The organism is Candidatus Beckwithbacteria bacterium (genome assembly GCA_012797845.1).
GTDB lineage: Bacteria > Patescibacteriota > Microgenomatia > UBA1400 > UBA1449 > JAAZOH01.
In genome coordinates, this window is record JAAZOH010000011.1 from 1 (window position 1) to 12355 (window position 12355).

11 protein-coding genes are annotated in these 12355 nt (G+C 37.8%); 2 read left to right on the plus strand and 9 right to left on the minus strand.

Features of this window, described 5'->3' with window-relative positions; genetic code table 11:
• Window positions 1-230 precede the first annotated feature (230 nt).
• The 5 genes from GYA49_01620 to GYA49_01640 all read right to left on the minus strand — a co-directional run bounded on the left by GYA49_01620 (window position 231) and on the right by GYA49_01640 (window position 6027).
• Window positions 231-734 (minus strand): hypothetical protein, encoded by a 504-nt coding sequence (locus GYA49_01620; protein NMC35723.1) that lies wholly within the window; start codon window positions 732-734, stop codon window positions 231-233.
• Between the two features lie 80 nt (window positions 735-814).
• The gene (gene murA, locus GYA49_01625) at window positions 815-2131 is read right to left on the minus strand and encodes a UDP-N-acetylglucosamine 1-carboxyvinyltransferase (GenBank protein NMC35724.1); all 1317 of its coding nucleotides are present in this window, start codon (window positions 2129-2131) and stop codon (window positions 815-817) included.
• A gap of 7 nt (window positions 2132-2138) precedes the next feature.
• Window positions 2139-3182: an FAD-binding protein gene (locus tag GYA49_01630; GenBank protein NMC35725.1), complete on the minus strand. Its 1044-nt coding sequence runs from the start codon at window positions 3180-3182 to the stop codon at window positions 2139-2141.
• The gene (murC, locus tag GYA49_01635) at window positions 3172-4599 is read right to left on the minus strand and encodes a UDP-N-acetylmuramate--L-alanine ligase (protein NMC35726.1); all 1428 of its coding nucleotides are present in this window, start codon (window positions 4597-4599) and stop codon (window positions 3172-3174) included. Before murC ends, GYA49_01630 begins: the two co-directional genes overlap by 11 nt.
• Window positions 4600-4602: 3 nt before the next feature.
• Complete coding sequence (locus GYA49_01640; GenBank protein ID NMC35727.1) at window positions 4603-6027, minus strand: NTP transferase domain-containing protein; 1425 nt, start codon at window positions 6025-6027, stop codon at window positions 4603-4605.
• A 75-nt stretch (window positions 6028-6102) separates the two neighbouring features.
• On the opposite strand from GYA49_01640, the gene GYA49_01645 reads away from it, so the two are divergent.
• Window positions 6103-7359, plus strand: a complete 1257-nt coding sequence (locus GYA49_01645; protein ID NMC35728.1) for a hypothetical protein — start codon at window positions 6103-6105, stop codon at window positions 7357-7359.
• Complete coding sequence (locus GYA49_01650; GenBank protein NMC35729.1) at window positions 7352-8134, plus strand: HAD family hydrolase; 783 nt, start codon at window positions 7352-7354, stop codon at window positions 8132-8134. Before GYA49_01645 ends, GYA49_01650 begins: the two co-directional genes overlap by 8 nt.
• Here the strand turns inward: GYA49_01650 and GYA49_01655 are convergent.
• The 4 genes from GYA49_01655 to GYA49_01670 all read right to left on the minus strand — a co-directional run.
• Window positions 8121-9110 (minus strand): YvcK family protein, encoded by a 990-nt coding sequence (locus GYA49_01655; protein NMC35730.1) that lies wholly within the window; start codon window positions 9108-9110, stop codon window positions 8121-8123. The two genes, GYA49_01650 and GYA49_01655, sit on opposite strands and share 14 nt — an antisense overlap.
• Entirely contained in the window at window positions 9091-10353 is a 1263-nt protein-coding gene (locus GYA49_01660; GenBank protein NMC35731.1) for a UDP-N-acetylmuramoyl-L-alanyl-D-glutamate--2,6-diaminopimelate ligase, read from the minus strand. The genes GYA49_01655 and GYA49_01660 overlap by 20 nt, the downstream gene beginning before the upstream one ends.
• 12 nt (window positions 10354-10365) lie before the next feature.
• A complete protein-coding gene (locus tag GYA49_01665) occupies window positions 10366-12126 on the minus strand; it encodes a penicillin-binding protein 2 (protein NMC35732.1) in 1761 nt (586 codons plus the stop codon).
• Window positions 12127-12169: 43 nt separating this feature from the next.
• Window positions 12170-12355, minus strand: a 186-nt coding sequence (locus tag GYA49_01670; GenBank protein NMC35733.1) for a hypothetical protein, incomplete at its 5' end; no start/stop codon positions are given.

The following is a 12355-nucleotide window of genomic DNA, read 5'->3' on the forward strand; positions in this document are numbered from 1 at the left end:
AATAGATGATTTAGCTAATGTTAACTTTTATCAAATTAATTTAGCTATCCTATAACATTATAGCACAAGCAACAATATGTAAACAATATGTAGAAAAATTGCTTGCCTCTACTCTGCTATAGGCTGGGCAAATAGTTTTGCTTATGTCTACGGTACGAGAAACTATAACAATTTGTCAAGACAAAGAAATGAAGTCTTATAGCTATATATAGGAAATATGTATATAAAAGCTAAAGAGGAAAGTGAAGATAATGATTGAAATAACTTTGAATACTAAAAGTTATTTGATAGTAGAGAAAACTAACAATCATTTTAAGTAAAAGCAGCATTTTTTGCAGGAGATTAAAAGCCAATGCATACGCTGAAACTAAAAATGGCAGCAAGAGGTACAGCAAAGCCAAGTTAAAGGTAAAGATAACAATCAAAAGTTGCGGATCTTGAATTAGCAAAATCCTTGAAACTATCTTAAGTAAATCAAAATAAACAAGATAAGAGCTAAGTAAAACCATAATTAGTATAAGGAAATCTTGCAAAGTAAGAGTGAATTTAAATCTACGTACCTGATAGTGAACTTGAAATGTCTGGGGAAGAAATAAAATTTTTTTAAGCTTTGACCAACCACATTTAACATCATGCCAAACCCCAAGCCAGTAAAAAAGCGAGCGAACACAGAGAAAAAGAAGTAAAAAAAACAGTAGACAAGCAGAAAATTGAACCGCCTGCCAAGCTTCCATGACTACTCCTTTCTCAACTTGTTAATATTTTTAGTATAGAAAAATAAGATTATATTTAGCAAGAAGTAACCATTATGTACCTAAGCTACTTTTTCGATAGTAGCTCCAAGTTGTCGAAGTCTCTCATCAATAGCTTCATAACCCCGCTCAATATGCTCAATATTTGAAAGCTCACTTTTGCCATTAGCCATCAGGCCAGCAATGGTTAATGTAGCTCCCGCCCTCAAATCTGGTATATTCAAATTTTGACAGGAAAAATCAGTTGGACCATCAATGGTAATACCATGAAAACGATTTTCCGGATTAGGAAAATCAAATTCATACGCTTCTTGAGGGTTTATGAATTCGGGATCAAAAAGCTCAATTTTAGCTCCCATCTTATTTAATAAGGGCACATACTGAAACCTATTGGAAAACACAGTTTCAATCACCTGGCTTTGTCCAACCGCTTGAGTCATAAGCAATGTCCAAAGCGGTTGCCAATCAGTCATAAAACCTGGAGCTGGAGCTGTTTGCATCGCAACCGCCTTTAAAGGTTTTTCATACCAAAAGCGGATACCATAATCATCAGTTTCAAAATTAGCCTCAGCTTCTTCCAATTTTGCTAGAAAAGCTTGCATATGTTGGGCTTGAGCATTTTCAACTACCACATCTCCTTTAGTAGCAATAGCCGCAACGGCGTAAGAAACCGCTTCATTTCTATCTGGCATGACTTTATGCACTGCTCCAGACATTTTCTGGACTCCTTCAATTTCGATCACATCGTCTGATATCCGCTTAATCTTGGCTCCCATTTTTTGCAAAAAACTAATCAGATCATCGACTTCAGGTTCAGCAGCCGCATTACTAATCACTGTTTTACCTTTAGCTTTACAGGCAGCCAACAAAAGAGCTTCGGTTCCGGTATGAGTTTTTTTATCAAAGTGATAATTGGTTCCATGAAGTTGCTGGCAGCTTAAGTGAATAGTAGTACCATTATCTTCTATTTTTACCCCTAAAGCGGCCAAAGCATCAAGATGTCGATCAATCGGTCGGCTTCCCAACTTACAGCCACCAGGTACCGGAATTTGGGCAAAACCAGTGTTGGCCAGCAGGACTGCTGCAATCAAAGTTGAAGCCCTAGTTTTTTCACCTACAGCATCGCAAACTTTACCAGGTTTTTGTTTGCCTTGATTAATGAGCATGGTTCGCTCACCACAATTTTTAACAATAAAGCCTAAACCTTGTAACGCTTTTTGAGTTTCGACTACATCACCAATATTGGATAAATTAAGTAGTCTTGACTCAGTTTCTGCCAAAGTAGCGGCAATCATTAGCTTGAAACTGGCATTTTTAGCCCCTCCAATTCGGATCGCTCCATGCAGTGGCTTACCCCCCTGGATAATAAATTTTGCCATAGTTTATTTAATTAAAGTCACCCAACAATTCAATTTCTTTTATTAAACTTATATCTAATTTTTCTCGAGCTTTTGTTTCAATTTCTTCAATAAGAGTCAAAACATCTGCAGCAGTTGCCTTTCCAGTATTTTCAATAAAAGCCCCGTGTTGTGGCGAGATCCGTGCTCCACCGACTTGTTTTCCCTTAAGCTCTAAAACGTGGTCTATTATATAACCAATTGAAGGTGTTGGGAGACCTAGCCGCTCCTGATCTTCCTGATTTATATTTTGGAAAACACAGCCGCAACTGCGTTGGGGTTGATGAGCAATTTTTTGCCCACCCCAAGCACTGACTATATTTCGAGCTTTTTCTAAGTCACCTTTGTAAAACTGGAACCAGACTGTAGTAATAAATTCTTTCTGAGCATGAAAACGAGAATTATCATAAGAAAATGCAAGCTCAGCAGCTTCATAGTTTTTTATTTGTCCTGAACTATCAACTGTTTCGGCCTTGACTACAAAATCAGAAAAAAAATAGTTACCACCATGCATATTCATATATACCCCGCCACCAACCGAACCAGGAATACCACTAAACCATTCCGGACCGGTAATACCTTGATTTAAACATTTTTGGATTAGGACAGCTAGTTTTAAACCTGAACCTGCCGATACCACAACCTGTTCAGTGCTGTCATCAAAAGATGGAGCAAGTTCATTACTATAAAATTCTTTTTTATTAAGTTGGGCCAGACGAGGTTTTACTTTTTTATCAGTAGTTTTTAAAGCTTTATCAGCAATAAGTTCAAAATCTTGGATCAGATTTCGAATCACAACTCCTCTAATACCTTTATCACTAATTACCACATTACTACCCCCACCCAAAAAAGTAGTCGGTATTTGGCATTGGTTGGCAAATTCTAGAATAGAAACTGCTTCTTGCTTACTACTTACTTCGACCAAAAAATCAGCCGGACCACCAACTCCCAAAGTTGTATAAGCCGATAAACTAACTTGCTCTAAAACTGGCCTTACTACTAGTTTTTGTAAGTCTTGCTTACTACTTGCCATACTGCGCTTTAATCAAATTGATAATCGCTTCATGCCAAAGATAGATATCTCCAGCTCCCATAGTTACTATCACTGTATCTTGCAAATCTTGGGTTTGCAAATAGTCTAATAGTTCCTTTTCTCCAGCTAAATATCTAGTATCGCGGTGGTTTTTGGCAATAGCATCAGCCAGAGATTGGCCAGAAGTTTGCGGATCAGCTTTTTCCCGGGCTGAAGCAAAAATATCAGTAATGACCACATGGTCAGCATCCCCAAAGCTGCTAGCAAATTCTGCCAACAAGGCTTTGGTTCTCGAGTAGGTATGGGCCTGAAAAGCTACAACAATGCGGTGATTGGGAAACTGATTTTTTAGGGCTGCTAGTGTTGCCTGAATTTCCTGAGGATGATGAGCATAATCATCATATAATGTAGTGCTATCTTGCTCATAGATTAATTCCAGCCGACGGCCAAGACCCTCGTATTTTGACAAAACTGCTTGCAAATCTTGAAGACCAAAGCCTAACGCTTGGCCAGCCAATAAAACAGCCGTAGCATTAGCCATATTAAATTGGCCTTGAACCGAGATAGTAAGATTGACACCAATTTTCTGATCACCTTTAAATAAGTCAAAACTAGAAACAGAATTTTGTTTGATCAGATAATCACCATGGGTAAAACCATAACCTAAAATCGAAGCTTTAATATCGCTTTGCTCAATAAGTTTCCGGGCTAGCGGACAATCTAGGTTTATAACTAAAGTACCATCACTAGGTAATTTTTCAACAAACTTCTGAAAAGTAGTTAAGGTATTTACTTCACTTGGGTAAACATCTGGATGATCATGAGCCAAGTTGGGAATAATGATAATTTTAGGATTTTGATAATAAAATTTAGGGTGTTCATCGTTAATACTTGATTTATACTCATCTGCTTCGGCTACAAAAATGTCACCTTTCAAATCAAATTTCCCAGGAAAAGCTAATGATTTAATTTGGCCAACTCCAACCATATAGCTAGGATCTTGCTCAAGCTGCTCCAATGCCGTTGCTAGCCAGGCAGAGACCGTGGTTTTACCGCCTACTCCGGCTACGCTAATACCGATGTTTTTACTGTTGAAAAATAGGCCTAGAGCTTGAGCAAAAGACAAAACTAGCACTCCGGCTTCCAAAGCTGCTTTAACTTCCACGTTTTCCTCGCCACCATGAGCCACAGTATAAACCAGCAAGTCTGGTTTAATTTGCCTAATCCGCTCAGGCTCAAAACCTATATAGCAGGTAATATCTTTTTTAACTAAGGCTTCATCCGTCACAAATGTACCCTCAACATCTGAACCCTCAACTTGCATCCCAAAGTCTTTGGCAATACAAGCTAGGGCCGTCATTCCTACACCTTTGAGACCAGTAAAGTAGACTGAGTGGATAGCAGCAAGATTAAGCATATCTTAAGATTTAAGAAAACTAGTAATTTTGCCAAGTAGCTGAGCTAAACTTTGTTCATAGCAAATTACCATATCTTTTTTATCCAAATGCTCATTCTGATATTCACCATACTGCAACCAAACTCCTTTTATCTGAGGAGAAACTTTTTTAGCCTCAGCAATATTAACTAGCTGATCATCAATCATTAAAATATCCCAATCTTTATAAATAGCTGAAATTTGTTTTATCCCCTCGCCAATATTTTCAAAAACAAAATAATCATCAACTAGAGGAATAAGTCCAGCTTTTCTAATTTTAATTGGCTGATAAACCAAATCACCCTCAGCAATCAGCACCAATTCACCCATATTGTGAAGACTTTCTAAAAAAGAATACGCATCTGGAAGCAGATAATCTTCAAACGACAAACTAAAAAATATGTTTTTCAAAGACTCAGCTAGATAATCGTTTTGAACCTGACTAGCAAAAACTCGACAAGCCTCGGGAATATCAACAAACCCTCTATCTTTTTTAACTTCATCATAGGCTTGCCAAAATTTTTGAATATAGTCTTTCTTATCACCATTATTACTTATTGAAGAAAGAAAAGTATTAATTTCTTTATCTAAATCTTGTTTGATTCTATCCACATCAATAATTGTGTTATCCAGGTTTACTAAAAATAGCAGTGGTTGTTTTCTGGCTTGTAAACGTTTGACCATATTGCGATTTGCTAAAGCCAATTCTTCTTTGGAATTAATCCCATACCATTCATCTTCCCCTACTTCTTGGCTATTTACTATCTTGCCTTGGTTACTTGCCAATGAGATAAGGTCTGTTAAATAAAATTCACCATTACTAGCTTGGGCTTTAATTTGTTCGACATTGATTCGTAACCATTCAAAATTAAAGCAGTAGCAACCAGCATTAACTTCGGTAATTTCAAGCTCTTGCGGACTAGCTTCTTTAGCTTCAATAATAGTTACAACTCTGCCATCTTGATCGCGTTTAACCCGACCTAATGAACCTGGTTCTTTTTTTCTGATCGTTAAAAAGCTTAACATAGCACCTTGTTCTTCATGAGATCTCAGCAAACGTCTAATAGTTGAAGATTTATAAAAAGCCGAGTCATCACCATTGATTACCAAAATTGTTTCTACTCCTGAAGTAATTTCTTTCAAAGCTGTTTTGACCGCATCGGCTGTCCCTTTTTGCTGCCATTGATACACATAGTTGGCACTCCGGCCAATACTGGCCTTAACTTCATCAGATTTAAAACCTATCACTACGTTTTTATCTTTAATGCCTACCCGGTCTAGCAAGCTAAGACTGTAGTAAATCATGGGTTTACCGGCTACCCGATACAGAACTTTTGGTAATTCTTGACCAATCCGGGTTCCTTTACCAGCTGCTAGGACAATAGCAGAAATATGGTTAAAATTATTCATAAAATTAAACTCTTATTAACTTGCCTGTTTATTATACCTTTTTTCTCATATTTTTTACTGATAAAATAGAGTTTGATGAATCAAAATTTGAGTCAATTTATTCCTTCAGCTGTTATTTTAACTGGCGGCAGTTGTAGTCGCTTTCACCCCTTTTCTTACCCGGGAGCTAAAGCTAATTTCGTCTTAATGGGACAACCTATCCTAGCCCACACCATTTCATCTCTGATTTCAGTCGGCATTACTGATATTCATATTGTTAAATCGCCTCAAGATACAGCCATCGAATCTATTGCTAATATTTTTCAAGACAAAGCTCAGATCACCTTTTATAATCAGGAGCAAGCTCTGGGTCAAGGTCATGCCATTTTACAAGTTAAAGATAAAATTAAGCACCGCTTTTTGGTTTGCAATCAGCAGCATATCACTGTCGCAGAACATTTACAGCTCTTGCCATCATTTTTACAAGATAATCAAATCCCTGAAGATGGAGTTATTCAGTACACTAAAGAAACAGATGAACCTGAAAAGTATGGTATTTTAACGATTGATGGTATCAATATTAGCCAGGTTGTTGAAAAACCTCAGGATATGAAAGGCAAAACTGGTTTTCGGATTGTTGGGCTCTATGTTTTAAGTCCTGAATTTTTAGAAATTTTAGAACAAACCCCTCTTGAAGAATATCAATTTGAAAATGCCCTCACTACTTACGGCCAACAAGGTAAATATTTTGCCTTAAAAACTGATCTTGAGGTACCAACACTTAAGTATCCTTGGGATATTTTCACCATAGCAAATTGCTTGTTCAATAATTTTAAAAATGATCCTCAAATCAGCTCAGATGCTTTTATTCATCCCACTGCTATTATTGAAGGGCCAGTAGTAATTGAAGTTGGAACTCAGATTTATGAATATGCCATTATTAAAGGTCCTGTTTACATCGGCAAAAATGTCGTAGTTGGTAGCTATTGTAAAGTTCGTAAAGGGGCAGTTTTGGAAGAAGGTGCCCAAATTCAAAGCCATGGAGAAATTTCTCATTCATACCTAGGACCAAATACTCATATTCATTCGGGTTTTATTGGTGATTCTATTTTGGGACAAGATTGTCGAATTGGAGCTAATTTTGTTACTGCTAATCGCCGCTTAGACCGCCAAGATATCAAATGTTTTATCAAGAATGAATTGCGCGATAGTCACCAATCATACTTGGGTTGCATAGTTGGCAACAATGTTAAAATCGGTATTCATTGTGGAACTAACCCTGGTATTATTATTCCTCCAGATAATCAAATCCTACCTGGCACCATAGTAAACAAAGATACGACTTATGCATAAACCTGTTTTTCTTTTCGATATTGATAAAACTCTGACCAACTTAAACCGTGAAGTTTCCCCTCGAACCAAAACAGTGCTTACTAAACTTCAAGACCAAGGCTTTATGCTAAACGTCGCTACAGGCAGGAAATTTCAAACTATATACGATAATATTTTGCAATTATTTAAACCCGATTGCCTTCATATTACTTCTGGAGGCGGTGAGATCATTACAACCCAAGGTAATATTATCTGGCAAAAGAAACTTAATCCTGAAGCTTTAGAGCAAATCTATCGACTTAGTCGAAAATTTGGCGCTAAGCTTCATTTTGGTTTTGATAATTTTTACGTAGCAGATAATGATTTATTAGCCCGATTTAAAAAACATAATTGGAAAGTTGAGCTAAAACCCTTTAGTTACCAATATTATCATGATTTAACTGAGGTCACCGTTCATGGTCTAAATCAAGAACTCAATCTAGCTTTTAAAAGCTTGTCAAATATAACTATTAAAACTATGACAGCATATGATGGCACTCCTTATGCTGATATTACTGCTAAAAACGTCACTAAAGCCACTACTATGAAACGCTGGGCTAGACTTTTAAATATTGATTTAAAAGATGTGGTTGCCATTGGTGATAGCAGTAATGATATTGAAATGCTCAAACTTGCTGGTCAAGGTATTGCTATGGGCAATGCCACAGAAGATGTTAAAGCTGTGGCTGATGAAATTATTGGCCACACCAATAATGATGGTTTAGCTAAATACTTAGAACAGTTTATAAAAGCTTAAGAAGCTCCTGACTTATTTTTTCTCCATCATGCCGCAATAAACTTCTATGAAGCGCGTCTCCTGGCTGCTTACTAGCTACTACAGTTTCCAAAAAATCTCTACCAATTACTTGGTACTTATTTCGATCTAAATCATCTTCAACCGGAAATTCCTGCTCAGCCTGATAAAGTTCAAGCATTTGCTTAGAAATAACCCCTGAATGCATAAAAACGAAGTCTGGTTTTTTCCCCAAATACTGCTCAAGCTCTGTCAAATGATCACTAGCTTTATAATTGGCAGTTTGAGTGAAACTGGTCATTAGATTGACAATATAGACAATTTTTGCCTGGCTTTTAGTAAAAGCTGTTTTAATACCTTGGGCCAAGAAATTGGGTAAAATACTAGCATACAAATCCCCAGGTCCAATTACTACCAAATCTGCTTGCTCAATACTAGCAGCGGCTTTTTTATAAATTTTAGCCTTAGGTGAAAGGTGAATTTTTTTGATTTTCTTACCACCTGAATTACCAGGGTTTAAGTTGTCTTCGCCGATTAAAAACGTGCCATCTTCATATTCAACTACCAGCTGAACATTGGTTTCAGTAATTGGGTAAATACTACCCTTAAGCCTAAAAATAGATTCAGCAATTTCCAAAGCTTTGGCGGTTGAGCCAGCCATATCTTGCAAGGCAGTTAGGAGTAAATTTCCCAGATTATGGCCTTGCAAGCCTTCTCCCTGAGAAAATCGGTAGAGCAATAAATTTCTAATCCAGCTTTGCTCCTTTTCATCTGCTAAAGCTGCCAAAGACTGTCGCAAATCCCCCACTGGCTGAAAGCCAAATTCATCCCGAAGCCTGCCGGTTGACCCACCAGAATCAGCTACTGAAACCAAGGCAGTAATATTGAGATTTTCATGATTTTTAAGTCCAGAAACCACTACTGAAGTTCCGGTCCCACCACCAATTACCACAATTTTTTTATTTTGCACTGTAGCCATATTTTTTTAAAGCTTTTTTAACTGCTTCCTGATCTGTCCATAATGTTTCGGTCGTACCGTAACACATTGACTGTTCATGTCCTTTGCCAAAAATCCCCACAATATCGCCTTTTTGAGCAATTTTTATCCCAAAATTAATTGCTTCTTGTCTATCTGGAATTTTAACATAAACTGCTTTCTTTACTGTTTTTAGTTTAGTAATTTCTTGCCGGGATAATTCTTTGGCTCCTTCTTTTTGAGCCCATGCTTCAATTTCGCAACTTATAGCCTCAACACCTTCGGTACGCGGGTCTTCGGCAGTTATAACCGTAATATCGGCTAGCTTTGCAGACACTTGGCCCATTTCCCGCCTGGCTTTATCCCGTAAGCCTGCACAGCCAAAAATTGAAATTAATCTACTTTTAGTTTTGGGTCGGAGCTGACCTAAGGCCTGCCTAAGTGCATTGGGAGTATGGGCAAAATCAACAATCACCGTAAAATCTTTTTGATACATAATCTGCATTCTACCCAACACCCCTGGAAATGACTCTAAATATTTAAGGCTTTTTTTCTTATCAACACCCAGTTCATGAGCTGCAGCACTAGCTGCCAAAGCATTTAATTGGTTGTATTGACCTATAAGAGAGATTTTCACTTGGGTATCTTTCAGGTTCCAATCTCCTTTTTTTACTCCGTATGAAATTATTTTTCCTTTTGCTGTTTCTTTAAGTGGTTTATATGAGCCATCTTCACAATTTAAAACCGCAAAGCTGGTATTTTTGAAAAGCAAACCTTTTGCTTTGACATAATTTTCCCAAGTTTTATGGTAGTCAAGGTGGTCAATATCAATATTGGTCACAATCCCACCCGTAAATTTGATACCCCACGTTCGGTTTTGCACCAACCCTTGAGAAGTAGATTCCAAGACTAGATAATCAAAGCCTTGACGAACAACTTGTTTTAACATTTTTTGTAAAGCCCAAGGTTCTGGGGAAGTGACATGGAAACCAGTATCGATCTCCTCTTTACCAATTTTAGCAGCTACCGTAGAAATAAGCGCCACCTTATAGCCAGCTTTATGTAAGATATGATACAACATGGTTGAGGTGGTAGTCTTCCCGTCAGTGCCAGTTACTCCAATAATAGTCAAATTTTTCGAAGGAAAACCATAATACCAATTAGCTAAAATGGCTTTAGGCAAATGCCAGCAAGTATTTACTAACCAGTTTGGCAAAAGTGGTCTTAAAATTGTTAGCGTACTCATAGCGACATTATATCAATTATCAGCAGGAATCCCCATATAAACAAACAGTTTCTTAGCAATCGTAAAAAACAGCGGAGCTGCTGTTTCACTCCCCCATGGCGAAGAAGTTGGTTCTTCAATAATAGTCAACATTACAAAAGCCGGATCATCGGCTGGAGCAAAACCCACAAATGAAGCAATCGTTTTTTCTTCATCATAATGTCCGGCTACTGAAACCTGAGCTGTCCCAGTTTTACCAGCAATCCGGTAGCCTTTAGGCCTGGCCCATTTGGCATCACCGTAATCAACTGCTGCCACCATCATTTCAGTCACTGTTTTGGCAGTTTCTGGGGAAATTACTTGCCTCACTACTACTGGCTCAACTGCTTTTTCCTGGTCACTATCAATAACGGTTTTAACCATTCTTGGCTGCATCAGTTGACCTCCATTAGCAACTGCTGCAATAGCTCTGACCATCTGCATACCAGTAACTACCAAACCTTGGCCAAAAGCAGCTGTGTACAAATCTACTTCCTTCCATTCATCTCGCAAACTAGGAGCAATTTCTCCTTGAAGATCAATCCCTGTTGGCTCACCAATACCAAAACGGGTAATGTAGTCAACAAAAGTATCGACACCTAATTTCTGGGCTAAATAAACCATACCTACATTATCAGAATGAGCCAAGACTTCAGTCATATTTGATCCGGGATAGTATTTATCATTCCAAGTGCGAATGTAGTATTGGTCAATCTTAAATGGTCCATCGCAAATTTCACAAACGGTATCTGGTTTAATGGTATCAGTATCAATTCCAGCCGACATGGTTAAAACTTTAAATGTTGAACCTGGCTCATATGAACTGGAAACAATCGGATTTACAAAGAGCTCTTGATCGTATTTTGAATAGTGGTTTGGGTCAAAACTTGGCCAAGAAGCCATAGCTAAAATACCACCGGTCTTTGGATCCATAATAACTACTGATCCTGATTTTGCCCCATAGCTTTCCACCGCCTTTTTCAAAGATTCTTCGACTAAGTATTGGATACTGCGATCTAAATAAAGTTGCAGATGTCGACCGTCCCGTTTTTTTTGTTGCCAAAATTTACCAATCGGAATCGGCCGATTAATCGCATCTTTTTCTTGTTTTACAATACCCATTCGGCCTAATAGGTCCAAATTATAGTAACCCTCCAAACCAAAATAGCCGGTATCTTTACCAAATTCATCCTGACCTAAAAATCCTAAAATTTGAGCCGACATGGAAGCTTCAGGATAAGACCTAATCGGCTCTGGTTCATAGGCCAAACCTTTAATATTGAGATGATCAATAGCTTCTTTGGTTTTTTGACTAATCTTTCGCTTTAAAAGTACCCAAACTAAATTCTCCTGAGAAAGTTGTCTATCAATAAAATCTTGCGTATCTGAAAGCAGGTTCTTTTGAATTTTTTCAATATCCTCAGAACTGGCATCGGTAGCAATTTTGACTTCATCAAGATTAGACGCCAAAAGTGGGGCCAGCATTTGCGATAGTATCTTAGGATCTTGCTTAAGCTCTTGAGGATTAGCATACAAAAGATAGCCTTCTTTATTAATTGCCAAAGGAAAACCATCTGAAGCTAAAATATTGCCTCGCACCGGTGGTAACTCAGCCACACTTTGGCGCTGAGAAGCAGCTAGAGCCGCTAGTTGACTAGCAGCAATGATTTGCCAATGAAATAATCGGCTAATGATGATAAGACCGGTAACAATAAAAATTACTACTAAAATTGAAATGCGAAAAGAAGATTTCATAAGTAACTGTATCCTTATTACTGCATTTATTGTAACAGTTACCTTACTCTTTTATCCCTAAAGCAATAGTTTTGGTCCCAGCTTCCAGATTGATAATAGTTTCAGGCTCTACATACCCTAAAGCCTCAGCTTTTTGAGCTAGCTCATGCAAGCTCATTTCTTCTACGTTTTTTGAGAGAAGCTTGCGATTATCATCTTCGAGTTGCTGAGCTTTTTGCTCAAGCTCACT